Origin of the sequence: Kribbella sp. NPDC050241, from assembly GCF_044459685.1 — a bacterium.
Classification (GTDB): Bacteria; Actinomycetota; Actinomycetes; order Propionibacteriales; family Kribbellaceae; genus Kribbella.
The window spans coordinates 115839-130546 of sequence record NZ_JBITJE010000015.1; the positions used below are offsets into that span (position 1 = coordinate 115839).

The following is a 14708-nucleotide window of genomic DNA, read 5'->3' on the forward strand; positions in this document are numbered from 1 at the left end:
GAGCGGTCCGGGACACGGGTCCGTCAGAGTAGAGCGATGGAAGATGTCAGCGAACGGTTCTGGGCGAAGCTGCCGGATGGCAGCCGGGACGCCCTCGTCGACGGGCTGAGCCAGTCCGAACTGCAGTCGGTCCTGCTGGACGTGAACCGCCGGCGGGCCGCCAAGGTGACGCCGGCCAGGCTCCTGCAGCGATGGCAGCAGGACCGGTTCGTGCGACCAGGGCCCGCCGACCCGCGGCAGCTGGTGAAGACCCAGCAGCGGCTGTGGGAGCGACTGCCGGCCCGGTTCGAGGGCGTCGAGCTGTCCCCGGTGACTCCGCTCGGCACGTGCTCCGCGATGTCGACCATCAACCAGAACCAGGTGGTCAGCACGATCCGCGGTACCGAGGTCGCCAGCGACCCGACGAACGAGCTCGCGATCGAGGCCGCCGTACGACGACGTGCCGGGCAGGCCCGGGTGGACCTGGCCGCGTGCCAGCGGGTGCTGCGCGCACAGCCGTTCGAGGGGCCGGGCATGTTCGCGCACTTCCAGCTGTTCGTGCTGGTCTCGAGTGCGCGGGACACCGGTTCGGGCCGGACCGAGGCCGAGCTGCTGATCGACCACCTGCGGTTCTGGCACGACGTACTGGGTGACACGGCTGATCTCACCTTCACCATGTTCAGGCCGTCCGCGGTGCGCGAGCGGATCGACGACACGGTCCGGCCGGCGCTGAAGATCAGCCTCACCGAGGACACAGAGCGGACGAAGAGCGAGAACTACTACTCCGGTACGGCGCTCGGCATCGGCTGCGACGGAGAAGGCCTTGGTGATGGCGGCTTCACCACCTGGACCGCGGACCTGCTCGGCGACCAGAAGGAACGCTGCCTGACGTCGTGCGTGTCCACCGAGCGCCTGACCGCGATCAGCCCCGCAGCTTGAGCAGTCCGGCGTCCGTCGGGCGGAACCCGCACGCGTCCAGGTAGAACGCCGTCAGGTGTGGCTCGAAGTCGACGTGGAGCCATTCACACCCGGCGGCCTTCGCCTCCGCGGCGGCGGCCAGCACCAAATGCTTGCCGATGCCTTGCCGGCCGTGGTCCGGATGGACGGCGGTGTCCAGCACGAACGCGTGAGCGCCGCCGTCCCAGCACACCTGCACGAATCCGATCAGCTGGTCGTTGCTGAAGGCCCCTACCCAGGTGAGTGCGTGCCGCTCCAGCCGCGCGGCCCACGGCTGCACGGTGACCTCACTCCCGAAGGCGATGGCGTGCAGGGTCGACAACTCCTGATCGTCGACCGGAAACCGCACCACGTAGCGCGCAGTCACACGCGACCCCGTGCGAGCAGCGCAGCGGCCGATTCCAGGCGGGCGTTCCAGCCGGCGGCCGGCTCCGAGCCGTCCGGGTAGTCCGCCATCGTGAGGTAGCCCTGGACCATCGTCGACGGCATCGCCTCAGCCAGGCCATGGCTCGTCCCGTAGGCGTCCACCGCCTCACTCCAGCGCTCGGGCTCCACCGACGACAGCAGGAACCACGCCAGGTCGAGCGCGCCCGGCGCCGCTGACACGTCCTCCCAGTCCAGGAACGCGACCACGCCATCCGGTGCGGTCCGCAGGTTCTGGGCCGATGCATCGCCGTGGGCCAGCGTGAGCTCGCCGGCTCGCGCCACATCGCGCTCAGCGTCGAGGACGTGACCCACCAGCCGCTCCCCCGCCTCACGCACCGGAGCGGACAGATCTGAGCGGGTGGCCAGTCGGGGCCAGGTCCGATCGAACAGGGCGGCCACCAGGTCCGCACCGGCTTCCAGTGGCCGCAGCCACGGCCACTCCAAGTGCGCACGGCCGATCCACCGATCGTGCAGGTCCCGCAGAGCCTTGGCAGCCGCCACGGGCTCGGCGCCGGGCTCCCAGGCGGAGAGGTCTTCCAGCACCAGCAGCGTCCCCTCGGCATTCGCCTCGGACTCGTAGCAGGCGGGCACCCGGACGCCGACGACCGGCGCGATCTCCCGATAGAACCGGACCTCGGACTCGAAGATGTTCAGGACCGCGGGGATCGACCCCGGTTCCGCCGGTGACCGGCGCTTCACATGGTTCGGCACCACGTCAGGCTAGGCGGGGATCGTCCCCGGCCGAACCTGATTTACTGCGCCGCCTCCGTGCTGATCAGGACGACAGTGCTGTCGGGCCGCAGGTCGAGGTTCTCTCGGGCCGCACGGAGTCCGGCCAGCGTGGCGGCTCCACTCGGGCCGGAGGAGATGCCGGCTCCGCGCAGGTCAGCTGCTGCTTGCAGGGCGGCGTCGTCGTCGACTGTCACCGCGTAGTCGAGGCCTGCACGTAGTACAGGCCAAGCGAGGGTTGACGCCGTACCGCAGTTGAGGCCGGCCATCACTGTCTTGCCGGTCGGCACCGTGACCAGCTCACCGGCCAGCAGACTGGTGGTGACGCAGGACGCGCTGGCCGGCTCCACACCGAGCACAGCCGCGGCAGACGAGCCACTGCGGTAGTGCGTGACCGCTGCCTGGGCGATCGACCCGACGCCCATCGGTACGACGACCAGATCGGGCTCGACCTCGATCTCGCGGAACAGCGTCGAGTACCCATCGACCACGTGCTGTGGCACATCCTCGTACCCGGGCCACGCAGAGTCCTGGATCAGCAGCCGCCCGTCCGCCGCGTACGCCGCTGCCTCAGCGACCGCGGCGTCGTACGAGTCAGGTACGACGGTCACGGTCGCTCCCTCGGCGCGGATGGCGTCGATCGCCTTGTCGCTCACCACGTCCGGTACGAACACGTGTGACGGCAGACCGAGCATGGCGGCCCGCCGCGCGACCGCACGGCCGTGGTTGCCGTCGGTCGCGGTGACGAGCTCCACCGGACCAGGGCGCTCCTGCAACGCACGGTGGATCGCCCACCAGGCGCCGAGCGCCTTGAACGCGGGCAGGCCGAGCCGTTGCGACTCGTCCTTCACGAGAACCTGTCCGACCCCCAACTCCGACGCCAGTGCGAGGACCGGCGTCAGCGGAGTCGGGCGGTAGCCGGGCAGGCTCTGGTGGAACGCCTGCACCTCAGCCGGTGCAGGCGTCGTACGCCAGGCCTGGGCAGACGCGTTGCTGTACCAGCGCACCAGCTAGGCGACCAGTGCGAATGCCTGTGCCGTGCTGGAGTAGGCCTGCGGGGACGAGGTGATGCGCTGCGGGCTGGACTGCTCGACCCGGATCGCCGCCGTCTGCAGGCGGACCGGCATGGTGGACCGGACCACCGTGGCCAGGTCGAACTGGACCTCGGAGAGCAGGTCGGACAGGTCGAGGTCGAGTGCCCGGCAGATCGCGGCGAGGATCTCCGAAGAGGGCTCCTTGCGGCCGCGCTCGATCTCGGACAGGTAGGGCACCGACACCTGGGCCAGCTCGGCGAGCTCACGCAGGGTGATGCCCCGCTCGCGCCGCAACCGGCGGAAGACGTTCCCTATCACCTGGCGTAGCAACACGTCGTGGCCCTCCTCGCATCATGAAGTCCTGTAACGAGTGTGCCATCTCGACGAGGTCTGCGGCGGGCAGATCTGCCACGGGCAGATTCCGGCCCGCTTCCGGGCGGTTCGCCGCAGGCTGGACGCATGAGTCAGTTTCAGCTTCCGAACAACCTGGACAGCCACATCTACGAGCGGCTGCTGTGGCAGCGCATCCTCGTCCTCGGGGACGAGATCAAGGACGAGAACGCCAACGCGCTGTGCGCCCAGCTGATCCTGCTGAACGCCGAGGATCCGAAGGCTGACATCTCGCTCTACATCAACTCGCCCGGCGGCTCTGTCTCGGCCGGGCTGGCGATCCTGGACACGATGAACTTCATCACCAACGACGTCGCGACGTACGCGATGGGGATGGTCGCGTCGATGGGTCAGGTGCTGCTGACCTGCGGTACGCCGGGGAAGCGGTACTCGCTGCCGCACGCGCGGATCATGATGCACCAGCCGACCGGGGGCATGGGCGGTACCGCGAGCGACATCAAGACCCAGGCGGAGCAGGCGATCAAGGCCCGGGAGGACCTGGCGCGGATCATCTCCGACCGGACCGGGCAGCCGCTCCCCCGGATCGAATCCGACTTCGACCGCGACCGCTGGTTCACCCCAACCGCCGCCCGCGACTACGGAATCATCGATCGAGTGCTCACGCGTCCGACTCCTGTTCCGGCCTGACGGCCGGAACAGCAGAGTGAAAGATAGGGCGGGAGGACCGAGCCGAGCGGACCCGGGTCGGGTCAGGCGGGGGTGGCGGCGTGGACCAGGTCGGGTGGGGGTGGGTCAGGTGAGGGTGGTGGCTAAGGCCTGGGCCAGGTCGGCGGTGAGATCCTCGGGATCCTCCAGTCCCAGGCTCAGGCGGAGCAGGCCAGCGCTCGGCTTCGCCTCGGGTGTGACCAGGCGGTGGGTGAGCGCGGCCGGGTGCTGGATGAGGGTGTCCACGCCGCCCAGCGACACCGCGTGAGTGATGAGCTTGAGAGCGCCGGCGACATGGGCCGCCGGCTCGTAGCCGCCGGTCAGGGTGAAGGCGAGGATGGCGCCTGGGCCGGATTGTTGGCGGCCGATCAGTTCTTGGGGATCGGAGAGCCCGGGGTAGTGGACCTTCTCGATGGCGGGCTGGGCGGTGAGCCAGTCCGCCACCTTGATGGCGGTCGCCTGCTGCGCCCGCACTCGCACCGGCAGCGTCTGCAGTCCCCTGTGCAGTTCGTACGCCGCCAACGGGTGCAGCAGGCCACCAGTCACTGCGCGGATCTGCCTCAGCCGGCCGATCCACTCCACGCCGGCCGCGACGACGCCACCCATCACGTCGCCGTGCCCGCCGAGGTACTTCGTTGCAGAGTGCAACACCAGACTTGCCCCGTGCCGAGCCGGCTGCTGCAGCACCGGGGTCGCGAACGTGCTGTCCACGAGCACCGGTACGTCGCCCGCCTGCCGGACCACCGCGGCGATGTCCACCAGCTCCACAGTCGGGTTGGCCGGCGTCTCCACGATCACCAGTCCGGTGTCCGGCCGGATCGCCGTACCGATCCCGGTGACGTCGACCCAGCTGACCGTCGTACCCAGAAGGCCTGTGGATAACAGGTGGTCGGAGCCGCCGTACAGCGGGCGTACGGCGACCACGTGCGGCTTGCCGGCAGCGACGGTAGCGAGGAGACAGGCGGTGAGCGCGGCCATCCCGCTGCCGAAAGCGACCGCACCATCGGTCTGCTCGAGCTCCGCCAGAGCGTCCTCGAAGCGCGCGACGGTCGGGTTCCACAGCCGCTGGTAGACGAGGCTGCCGCCGTCCGGGCCGTTGCCCTGCGCCAGCGCGTCGTACGACGCGCCGCCGCTGTCCACATCCGGCAGTGGATAAGTCGTGGAGAGGTCGATCGGCGGCACGTGGACGCCGAGGGCGGTGAGGTCGTCGCGACCGGCGTGGACCGACCGCGTGTCGAGCTGGGTCATCGAGCCTCCTCAGACGCTGGGCGTGACCGAGGATGGAATCTTCTGCGGATCTATCGCAATAGTTCCGAAGAAAATTCATCCACAGGTTCATCCACACGCTGTGGATTCTGTGGAGGAGCCCTACAGTGGTGCCATGCCGAAGGATCGTCGGAGCCCCGGACCGGCGCCGCGGGCCGCGCCCGGGTCCGGGCCCGGCGGGCTGGACGAGGTGGATCGGGAGCTGGTCCGGCTGCTCACCGCCGACGGGCGGATGCCGAACAACGCGCTGGCGGATGCGACCGGGATCGCGCCGTCGACCTGCCTGACCCGGGTACGGTCGCTGCGCGAGCGCGGGGTGATCCGCGGCTTCCACGCCGACGTGGACCTGGCGGCGCTCGGTCAGCCGTTGCAGGCGCTGATCGCGATCCGGATCGGCGCGCACTCGCGGGACGAGATCAACCGCTTCCGCAGCAAGGTCCCGGCGCTACCGGGTGTCCTGTCGCTCTTCCACGTCAGCGGCGCGAACGACTACCTGCTGCACGTGTCCGCGCCCTCGCCGGACGCCCTCCGCGAGTTCGTGCTGGATCACCTGACCGCCGACCCGGCGGTTGTGCACGCCGAAACCAGCCTCATCTTCGAACACGTCCGCGGCACACCCCGGACCTCCAGCACTCACCAATGACGCCGCGCCTGCGTGGTTCACGCTCAGGCAGCGGCGGACATCGCCTGTCGGCGCGCGTTGATGAGTGCTGCAGGTCCGCCACTCATCGCGGCTTGAGGCCCCAGGCGCCGGCGAGCAGGTCGAAGGACCTCCGCCGCTCGGCGGGGTCGTGGATGTTCGTGGTGATGATGAGTTCGTCGGCGCCGGCGGAGGTGGCTCGGCGGGAGAGGTCGGCGGCGACCTGGTCGGGGGTGCCGACCGAGACGAGCCCGGCCCACTCCTCGACCGCGGCGAGCTCGGCGTCCGACCACGGGTAGGCCTCGGCCTCCTCCGGCGAGGGCAGCGGACCTGGCCGGCCGGAGCGGAGCCGGAGCATGGACAGCGCGTTGGCCCGGGCCAGTTGCTGTGCGCGCTCCTCGGTGCCGGCCACGATCGCGGCCAGGGCGAGGATGGCGTGCGGCTCGGTCTGCTGGTCCGACGGCTGGAACATCTCCCGGTACGACGCGATCACGCCGGCCGGATCCAGAGTCCCGAAGTGACCGGCGTACGCGAACCCGGTCCCCAGCGCCGCCGCGGCCTGACCGCCGTACGTGCTGGAGCCGAGGATCCACACTGGCGGCAGCGGTACGTCGCTCGGTTGCGCGGAGATCGGCGCGAACGGATGGCCGGCCGGGAAGCCCTCGGCGTACGCGCGCAGCTCGGCGTACTGCTCGGGGAAGTCGTCGGCGCCGAGCGCCTCGCGGCTGCGGCGGAGCGCGAGCGCGGTGCGCTGGTCGGTGCCGGGCGCGCGGCCGATGCCGAGGTCGATGCGGTCGGGGTACAGACCGCCGAGGACGCGGAACGTCTCGGCGACCTTGAGCGGTGAGTGGTTCGGCAGCATGATGCCGCCGGAGCCGACACGGATGGTGGAGGTGGCCGCGGCGACGGCCGCGATCATCACCTCCGGGCTCGTGCTGACCACGCTCGGGATGTTGTGGTGCTCCGCCAGCCAGAAGCGGTGGTACCCGGCGGCCTCAGCGGACCGCGCGAGTTCGAGCGTCTCGTGCAGCGCCTGCGACGGTCGCGATCCCGTCGGTACCGGCGAAAGGTCGAGCACGGACAGGGGCATCGGTTCGGAGCTCACCTCAGGTCGCAACCGCCGGGTCTCGCCCGCTATTCCACCCCTGTCCCTTCCTCTTTGCTGGGTTCACCCATCGGATGGTGGGTTCGCCAGCTGCGTACGGGTGGCAAACCCCTCGTCTGCTGGGCGGACCCACCAGACGGGGAGGTGCTGCGGCGCGGAGCAGGAGGGAGGGAGGGAGGGAGGGAGGTCAGGTCAGGCCGGGTACGGCGTGTTTGCTCGGGCGTCACGTAGGCAGCGGGACCACCAGGCCAGTTGGCGGAGCAGCGCGGACGCGGCGGCGGGGGTGGTCGCGTCGGTGGGTTCGCCGGCCAGGGTGAAGTCGGCCTCGTGGAAACCCAGCGAGTCGCGGATCGTCACCGCATGAAGTTCGGCGAAGACCAGTCGCAGCTGCTCGGCGGCGCGCAGTCCGCCCGATCGGCCGCCGTACACGACGAAGGCGATCGGCTTGGCGTACCAGGGTCGGCGGACCGCGTCGATCGCGACCTTCAGATCGCCTGGGTACGCGTGGTTGTACTCGGCCGTCACGATCACGACGGCGTCCGCGTCCTCGATCCGCCGCGGCAGTTCGGTGAGCGGTACGACGCTGAGGTCGATCAGGTCGAGCTTGAACTCGTCGGTGCGCTCGACCTCGCGGGCGAACCACTCCGTGACCAGTGTCCCGAACCGCCCGGCGTCCACGTTGCGCGTGAGCAGCGCGAGCCGCAGCGGATGAACAGTCACGCTGAGGACGCTAGTACCTCAACTCGACTTGAGGTCAAACTCCGTTCACTCCTCGGAAGCGGACGGTGGGGTGGGCGACGGTACGGGCGGAGGTGTGGGCGGGGCGGGCGGGCTGCTGGACGGCAGGTGCGATTTGGCGGCGCGCATGAGTCCCTCCGACTCGGACTCGGCGCGCACCCGCGACGCGGGCTGCTTGGCACCAGACGGCTCAGCGGGCTCGGGCGTGGTCGACGACTCCGCCGTGAGGACTCCGACGGTCTGCCAAGCCTCCGTGACCGCGGCGAGTTGGCTGGAGTCGCCGCCGAAGAGCTCCCGCGCGGCCGCCTGAGTGGCCTCGGCGAACTCGGCGAACGTCGCGGTCTCGGAGAGCGTGCCCGACGTGAGGGTCTCGTACCAGATCTTCCCGGCGTCGTCGTACGCGTTGCCTCCGATCGCCGCCGCGGTCAGGTAGAACGCCCGGTTCGGGATCCCCGAGTTGAGGTGTACACCGCCGTTGTCGTCCTCGGTCTCGATGTAGTCCGACATGTGCGCCGGCTGCGGATCCCGGCCGAGCCGCGGGTCGTCGTACGCCGTGCCGGGCGCCTTCATCGAGCGCAGCGCCACACCCTGCACGCCCGGCTGGAACAGCCCAGCGCCGATCAGCCAATCGGCCTCCTCGGTGCTCTGGCCGAGGTTGTGCTGCTTCGCGAGCGAGCCGAACACGTCGGAGATGCTCTCGTTCAGCGCGCCCGACTGCCCTTCGTACGCGAGGTTCGCGGTGTACTGCGTGACGCCGTGGGTCAGCTCGTGCCCGGTGACGTCGACCGACCCGGTGAACCCGCCGAAGATCTCGCCGTCACCGTCACCGAAGACCATCTGCGCGCCGTCCCAGAACGCGTTCGCATAGCCGCGGTCGTAGTGCACCGACGACGTCAGCGCCAGCCCGTCGCCGTCGATCGAGTCACGGCCGAAGCACTCCCTGAACATCGTCCAGGTCGCGCCGGTCCCGTCGTACGCCTGATTCACGGACTCGTCCTGGACCGGATCCTCGCCCTCGGCGCGCACCGGCGTACCCGGCAGGTCCGTCCGGTTCTCCGCGTCGTACACGGCGCGTTGCAGTCCACCCGACTCGGCCGCAGGCTCGGCGGCAGCGGCTCCAGTCGCCCGGCGTGTTCGCAGTACGGCGTCGTGCTGCAGCGACTGGCGAAAGCGGGCGCGGAGGCTGGGGTCGTCCACGGCTTGCTCGAGCTGCTCGAGCAGGTACGGCGGGACGATGTAGTGGAACACCATCCTCCGATCGTGCCCGACCGGCCGATCCGGGGACAGGGGACGGGCCGGAAAAACTGCGGCAGTACAAAAACGCCGGGAAGGAGGATAAACTCAACGATTTGTATGGCTGCTACCAGAGAATGCGTCAGAAATGACCTCTGGGAACCAACGCGCGTAGTTTATCACAAGGGGATGGAATTGCCGAATCCGGTGCAGGCCGAACAGGGTCACCTGACGACGTTCTACGCCGCGCTCGATACCGAGCGCGAGCGGGCCGAGGAGCGCAAGCAGGACGAGCAACTGGTCCAGACCCGCAACGCGCAGGCACTCCACCAGCGCGACGGCCGGATCCGCGACCTGAACGCGCGGCTGGCCCGGCTGAACGCGGCCGAGGAGGGGCTGTACTTCGGCCGGCTGGACGCGGCCGACGGTGAGATCCTGCACCTCGGCCGGATCGGGTTGCACGACGACGACTACGAGTCCCTGCTGGTGGACTGGCGTGCGCCCGCGGCCCGCCCGTTCTACATCGCGACCGCGGTGGCGAACGAGGGCGTCGTCCGGCGCCGGCACATCCAGACCCGGCTGCGCAAGGTGATCGACGTCCAGGACGAGCAACTCGACCTGGGCCGGACCGCGGCCGACGCGTCCAAGCCCGGCACCGGCGTGATCGGCGAGGCCGTCCTGCTGAAGGCGCTGGACGCGCGGCGGACCGGCCAGATGGAGTCGATCGTGCAGACGATCCAGGCCGACCAGGACCGGATCATCCGCTCCGAGCTGCCCGGAATCCTGGTCGTCCAGGGCGGTCCCGGCACCGGCAAGACCGCGATCGCACTGCACCGCGCGGCATTTCTCCTTTACACCCACCGGGAACAACTGGAAAAGCGCGGAATTCTGGTGGTCGGGCCGAATGCGGCGTTCCTGCGCTTCATCGGTCAGGTGCTGCCGTCGCTCGGCGAGGACGGCGTCCGCCTGGTCACCGTCGCCGAGTTGTACCCGGGCCTGACCGCGACCCGCCCGGAGACGGCCGAGAGCGCCGAGGTGAAGGGCCGTCCGGTGATGGCCGACGTGATCGCGAAGGCGGTCGACGACCGGGAGTGGATCCCGGTGCGCCCCGTCCACGTCACTGTCGACCGGACCGTGCTTCGTCTCGATCCGACGGTGTGCCTGGAGATCCGCGAGCGGGCTCGCGCACGGAACCTCACCCACAACCAGGCCCGTCCGTTCTTCCTGACCGAGATGGTCGACCACCTGACGAATCAGTACGCCGATCTGGTCGCCACCGACCCGTACGACGGAGAGAACCTGCTCGACGAGTACGAGCTGTCCGAGCTGCGCAAGGAGGTCCTGGCCGAGCCGGCAGTGCAGGCGCTACTCGATCAGCTCTGGCCACTCCTCAGCCCACAGAAGCTGCTCGAGGACCTGTACGGCGACGAGGACCGGCTGGCGTTGGCCGCGCCGCAACTGAGCGAGCTCGAGCGCGAGCATCTACTGCGCTACGGCGCCGACTGGAGTCCGTCCGACGTACCGCTGCTCGACGAGGCCGCCGAGTTGCTCGGCGATGACGGGAGCGAGGCGGCTCGCGAACGGGCGGCCCGGGCGCGGGCGATCTCTTACGCGCAAGGGGCGCTGGACGTTCTCAGCGGCTCGGGGTCGACCGACTTCGACGAGGAGGACGACGCGGAGATCCTGACCGCGAAGGACATCCTCGACGCCGAGGCGCTGGCCGAACGCTACGAGGCGGACGACGATCGCACACTCGCGGACCGGGCCGCGGCGGACCGGCGCTGGACGTACGGGCACGTGATCGTGGACGAGGCGCAGGAGCTCTCACCGATGGCGTGGCGCGCGATCGCGCGCCGCTGCCCGCTGCGTTCGATGACCGTGGTCGGCGATGTCGCCCAGACCGGGTCGATCGGCGGCGGAACGAGTTGGTCGGCCGCGCTCGGCGAGACGTTCGGCGACCGCTGGCGGCTGGCCGAGCTGACGCTCAACTACCGCACGCCGGCCGAGGTGATGGACCTGGCCAGTCACGTCCTGCACGAGGTCGACCCGGCGGCGAAGGCGCCGCAGTCGGTGCGCTCCACCGGGGTGAAGCCGTGGCACGCCGACATCTCGGCGTCGGACCAGGCCATGTACGTCCACAAGGTCGCGGCCGAGGAGTCGGCGTACGGGCAGGTCGGGATCATCACGTCGCGCAGCCGGCTCGAGCTCGTCCAGGAAGCGGTCGCCGACCTCGACGTCACCGTTCTGAGTGCTCGCGAAGCCAAGGGCCTCGAGTTCGACTCGGTCCTGGTCGTCGACCCCGACGGCATCGTCATCGAGTCCCCGCGTGGTCTGCGTGACCTGTACGTCGCTCTCACCCGGTGCACCCAACGACTCGGGGTCATCGGCGAGCTTCCCGACGTACTGCGGGATTCCGACGCGTGGGACGTACGGCGGTGAGCCCGGTCAGTTCTTCTTGGGGTGGCGGCCGAACAGCCGCGCCAAGTTGAGGTCGTAGCCCCAGCCGAGCACCTTCGGCGTGAACAGCCGTGGCTCGTCGGGATTCCACCATCGTGACCTCGTGCGGTCCAGCGTCGGGCGGCGCCAGTCGTACGGGATGCCCAGGAACCTGCCTGTCCTATCGCCCATACTCCGACGGTAGCTCGCCGTTCAGTGGTCGGCGCAGCACTGCTGCTGGTGCTGGAGCTCGAACGGGATGAGCACATTGCCGGCGGCGGGCTGGAGCTGGAGGACCAGGCGGCCGTCGCGGCGGAGCGGGCGGAGGAAGTCGCAGGTGTCGACCATGGCGTCGTCGGCGACCGGCTGACCGCCGACGGCTTCCAGGTGGTCGATGTTGCAGCGGGTCCGGAGTTCCGCGGCCGGCAGGACGCCGTGGCCCAGTTCGTGTCCGGGCCAGCGGACCGCGCGGCCCGCCGTACCGAGGGCCGCCTCGACGGCGGCGACGTACGCACCGCGGACGAGTTGGCTCGGCCCGGCGAGCTCCGGTTCGGACGCGCCCGGGCGGGTGATGGCCAGGCCGATGTTCTGCCCGGCCAGGTGGTCCCGGACCGGTTGGGCGAGGTCTGCCGTACTCGTCAGGGACACCGCGACGTGCGGACGGTCGCCGCCCGACACCATGTGGGTGCAGGCGACGACCGGTTGGTCCATGGCGTCGAGCAGGTCGTACAGCAGGTGGTCGGCCGCGGCCGTGTCCCGGCTGTCCGCGTCGATGGCGATGATCACTTGGGCAGCACCCAGATGGGGTTCGTGTAGAACCACAGATCGACCCACGGGTCCGCGTCGCCGACGACGTCGAGGGCCGGACCGACCGGGTCGACCGCCGCGCCGAGGTACCCGGGCTGGCTGCGGTAGCCGTCGGTACCACGGACCCGCAGGGGGTCGTGCGAGTGCCCCATTGCATGTCCTCTCGGAAACCGGATCCGGGCCGGATCATCACCCACCCCGATGACCACCAGATGTTCTCCCGGTGAACCCACCGCCCCACCTGCGACCCAATCGCAACACCCGCGACCCATGGACAGCGCAAAGTCGCGAAGCTTCAATGGGTCGCGGGGGGAAATCATGAACGGAGAACCGCATTCACGCACGCATCGTCACCACACCGGTCACCTCGGTCACGAGCACGGCAACGCCACGCTGGCGGCGATCGGCGGAGTGGCCGTCGGGGTCATCGTGGTCCTGCTCATCTGGCTGGTGGTGCTGATGACGAACAAGGACGACCCGGTGCGCGACGCGGCCAGTACGCCGCAGCAGCCGACAACCGCAGCACCCGCACCGGTCACGACGCTGACCGTGCCTCCGTCGGCCAAAGGCACGACGACCTCATCCGTACCTGCGCCACCGAAGGTGGTCGGCGATGTACGTTCGTTGCCTGCGGGGTTGTTCTGCCGTGATCTGAAGGCCAAAGGCTTCAGCTACGTGGCGGCGATCGACTACTGGCGGCTGCATGGCCAACCGAACCAGATGGATGCCGACCGCAACGGAATCCCGTGCGAGACGGTGTACCCGCGCAGCGATGTCGCCGCATACTGGAGCGGCCGGGAGATCAGCGGGGCCGCTCCGCTGGGATCCGGACTGCTGTGCCGTGACCTCGCAGCCCGCGGAGCGACGTACGCCCAGGCGGTCGCCTACTGGTGGTACTACGACAGGCCGCTGCGGATGGATGCGGACAAGAACGGGATTCCCTGCGAGACGGTGTACTCGGCCGCAACGGTCAACGCCTTCTGGTACCCGTGACGCGTCCCGTCTGGGCAGTATTCCTGGCGGCCGCGGTGGCTGTCACGGCCACCGGACTGTTCGCGCTGTCTGCGACCGGCGTGTTCGAGGATGCACAATCCGGCCAAGCCAGTCCGCCGCCGCCGAACAGTCCCCGGACTACCACGCCTGCCCGGCCGACGACTACGACGGTGACGGCGCCGACTCCGACGCCAAGCGGTCGGGCCGAGGTCACCGCACCAGTGCAGTCGCCAGCCGCGCGGGTTCGGTATGTGTTTCCGGTTGGGGGGTGTCGGGGGGATGCTTCGGGGAGTCATCATGACTATCCGGCGGCGGACATTTTTGCGGCCGTGGGGTGCCGGTTCGTGTCGCCGGTTGATGGGCGGGTGGACGAGGTAACGCGGGTGGACGGGTGGGATGCGACGACGAATGTGGGGCGGGATCGGGGTGGGCTGTCGGTTTCCGTTGTGGGGGTCGACGGGGTTCGGTACTACGGGTCTCATTTGTCGGCGATCGCGGGCGGGATCCGGCCGGGGGTAGCGGTCCGTGCCGGGCAGACGCTGGGGCTGACCGGCAAGACCGGGAGTGCTCGTGGGACGCCACCGCACCTGCATTTCGGGATCAGCTGGCCGACGGCTCCGGACAAGTGGTGGATCCGGCGTGGGGCTGTGCCACCACAGTCCTTCCTGGCCAGCTGGCACAGCGGTGGGCAGCTGTCACCCGTCTCGTCGGTTGCCAAGGTCCGGCGTGCGTACGGCGTCGATCGTGGATGCCGGTCGTACTGCTAGCGCGAAGGCGGCGCCCAGGAGCAGGCCACCGAGCGGCATCAGGTCCAGGTTGGCGGTGATGACGGCGAAGCCGGCCGCCAGCAGGATCGGGGACCAGACCGGCAGCCGGCGGTCGAGCACGAGGAGTACCGCCAACGCGAGCAGTCCGATCAGGAACAACGCGGGGCCAACGGTGGACAGCGGTTCGTAGATGCCCAGGTTGCCCGGCCAGCGGTCGTACTCGTCGCTGATCCGCGACATACCGGCCCGGTCCTCGGCGCGGAAGCCGACCATGAGGTCCACCAGGATCACCCGGACGAACGCCGCCACTCCCAACAGCCCGACCACCACAGCCGCTGTCCCGACGCCCCGTCGCCGGATCAGCTCGCCGCGAGCGAGGACGAGCACCACAGCGAACAGCAGCATCCCGGCCAGGAACAGCAGATGTCCGACCGTCCACCACAGTCCCGGCCCGTGCGAGCCGTCCATCCCGTCGATCAACCGAACGATGCCGTAGGCAACCAGCAGCCCGGCCGCGATCATCCCTAGTCTCTTCATTCCTC

Annotated in this window: 18 protein-coding genes; 6 read left to right on the top strand and 12 right to left on the bottom strand. The window is 69.6% G+C overall.

The annotated features are described in order from the left end of the window. Positions 1–36 precede the first annotated feature (36 nt). Positions 37–918 carry a hypothetical protein gene (locus ACIBG5_RS39760; protein WP_396397111.1) on the top strand — a complete coding sequence of 294 codons (882 nt, stop codon included), beginning with the start codon at positions 37–39 and terminating at the stop codon, positions 916–918. Here the strand turns inward: ACIBG5_RS39760 and ACIBG5_RS39765 are convergent. From ACIBG5_RS39765 to ACIBG5_RS39780, 4 genes are read right to left on the bottom strand one after another with little or no spacing between them, the layout of a single operon-like run. Continuing rightward, positions 902–1303: a GNAT family N-acetyltransferase gene (locus ACIBG5_RS39765; RefSeq protein WP_396397112.1), complete on the bottom strand. Its 402-nt coding sequence runs from the start codon at positions 1301–1303 to the stop codon at positions 902–904. The genes ACIBG5_RS39760 and ACIBG5_RS39765 overlap by 17 nt on opposite strands. Continuing rightward, a complete protein-coding gene (locus ACIBG5_RS39770) occupies positions 1300–2073 on the bottom strand; it encodes a phosphotransferase family protein (RefSeq protein WP_396397113.1) in 774 nt (257 codons plus the stop codon). The genes ACIBG5_RS39765 and ACIBG5_RS39770 overlap by 4 nt, the downstream gene beginning before the upstream one ends. Positions 2074–2114: 41 nt before the next feature. Next, complete coding sequence (locus tag ACIBG5_RS39775; protein ID WP_396397114.1) at positions 2115–3098, bottom strand: pyridoxal-phosphate dependent enzyme; 984 nt, start codon at positions 3096–3098, stop codon at positions 2115–2117. A 3-nt stretch (positions 3099–3101) separates the two neighbouring features. Next, positions 3102–3458, bottom strand: coding sequence for a helix-turn-helix domain-containing protein (locus ACIBG5_RS39780; RefSeq protein ID WP_396397116.1), 357 nt, complete (start codon positions 3456–3458; stop codon positions 3102–3104). Between the two features lie 126 nt (positions 3459–3584). On the opposite strand from ACIBG5_RS39780, the gene ACIBG5_RS39785 reads away from it, so the two are divergent. After that, a complete protein-coding gene (locus tag ACIBG5_RS39785) occupies positions 3585–4163 on the top strand; it encodes a ClpP family protease (RefSeq protein WP_396397117.1) in 579 nt (192 codons plus the stop codon). Positions 4164–4268: 105 nt separating this feature from the next. Here the strand turns inward: ACIBG5_RS39785 and ACIBG5_RS39790 are convergent, their stop codons facing one another. After that, on the bottom strand, positions 4269–5429 hold the full coding sequence (locus ACIBG5_RS39790) for a trans-sulfuration enzyme family protein (RefSeq protein ID WP_396397119.1): 1161 nt from the start codon (positions 5427–5429) through the stop codon (positions 4269–4271). Between the two features lie 133 nt (positions 5430–5562). Between ACIBG5_RS39790 and ACIBG5_RS39795 the strand changes: the two genes are divergently transcribed. Then, positions 5563–6090, top strand: a complete 528-nt coding sequence (locus ACIBG5_RS39795) for an Lrp/AsnC family transcriptional regulator (protein ID WP_396397121.1) — start codon at positions 5563–5565, stop codon at positions 6088–6090. A gap of 82 nt (positions 6091–6172) precedes the next feature. Here the strand turns inward: ACIBG5_RS39795 and ACIBG5_RS39800 are convergent, their stop codons facing one another. The 3 genes from ACIBG5_RS39800 to ACIBG5_RS39810 form a co-directional block, all read right to left on the bottom strand. Continuing rightward, positions 6173–7177, bottom strand: a complete 1005-nt coding sequence (locus tag ACIBG5_RS39800; protein ID WP_396397123.1) for an LLM class flavin-dependent oxidoreductase — start codon at positions 7175–7177, stop codon at positions 6173–6175. 207 nt (positions 7178–7384) lie between these two features. Then, positions 7385–7912, bottom strand: a complete 528-nt coding sequence (locus tag ACIBG5_RS39805; RefSeq protein WP_396397125.1) for an NADPH-dependent FMN reductase — start codon at positions 7910–7912, stop codon at positions 7385–7387. Between the two features lie 45 nt (positions 7913–7957). Continuing rightward, positions 7958–9181 carry a M4 family metallopeptidase gene (locus ACIBG5_RS39810; RefSeq protein ID WP_396397126.1) on the bottom strand — a complete coding sequence of 408 codons (1224 nt, stop codon included), beginning with the start codon at positions 9179–9181 and terminating at the stop codon, positions 7958–7960. Positions 9182–9352: 171 nt separating this feature from the next. On the opposite strand from ACIBG5_RS39810, the gene ACIBG5_RS39815 reads away from it, so the two are divergent. Next, positions 9353–11602: a HelD family protein gene (locus ACIBG5_RS39815; RefSeq protein WP_396397127.1), complete on the top strand. Its 2250-nt coding sequence runs from the start codon at positions 9353–9355 to the stop codon at positions 11600–11602. A gap of 6 nt (positions 11603–11608) precedes the next feature. Here ACIBG5_RS39815 and ACIBG5_RS39820 read toward each other — a convergent pair whose 3' ends face one another. The 3 genes from ACIBG5_RS39820 to ACIBG5_RS39830 are packed head-to-tail and all read right to left on the bottom strand — an operon-like array spanning position 11609 to position 12558. Next, positions 11609–11791 carry a DUF5808 domain-containing protein gene (locus ACIBG5_RS39820; protein ID WP_360454144.1) on the bottom strand — a complete coding sequence of 61 codons (183 nt, stop codon included), beginning with the start codon at positions 11789–11791 and terminating at the stop codon, positions 11609–11611. A 21-nt stretch (positions 11792–11812) separates the two neighbouring features. Then, positions 11813–12385 (bottom strand): hypothetical protein, encoded by a 573-nt coding sequence (locus ACIBG5_RS39825; RefSeq protein WP_396397128.1) that lies wholly within the window; start codon positions 12383–12385, stop codon positions 11813–11815. After that, positions 12382–12558, bottom strand: a complete 177-nt coding sequence (locus tag ACIBG5_RS39830) for a hypothetical protein (protein WP_396397130.1) — start codon at positions 12556–12558, stop codon at positions 12382–12384. The genes ACIBG5_RS39825 and ACIBG5_RS39830 overlap by 4 nt, the downstream gene beginning before the upstream one ends. 166 nt (positions 12559–12724) lie before the next feature. Here ACIBG5_RS39830 and ACIBG5_RS39835 point away from each other — a divergent pair, with 166 nt between their 5' ends. Both ACIBG5_RS39835 and ACIBG5_RS39840 read left to right on the top strand, forming a co-directional pair. Then, positions 12725–13399, top strand: a complete 675-nt coding sequence (locus ACIBG5_RS39835) for a hypothetical protein (RefSeq protein ID WP_396397132.1) — start codon at positions 12725–12727, stop codon at positions 13397–13399. Positions 13400–13650: 251 nt separating this feature from the next. After that, positions 13651–14166, top strand: a complete 516-nt coding sequence (locus tag ACIBG5_RS39840) for a M23 family metallopeptidase (protein ID WP_396397134.1) — start codon at positions 13651–13653, stop codon at positions 14164–14166. On the opposite strand, the gene ACIBG5_RS39845 is transcribed toward ACIBG5_RS39840, so the two are convergent. Beyond that, entirely contained in the window at positions 14095–14703 is a 609-nt protein-coding gene (locus ACIBG5_RS39845) for a hypothetical protein (protein ID WP_396397135.1), read from the bottom strand. The genes ACIBG5_RS39840 and ACIBG5_RS39845 overlap by 72 nt on opposite strands. Positions 14704–14708 lie beyond the last annotated feature (5 nt).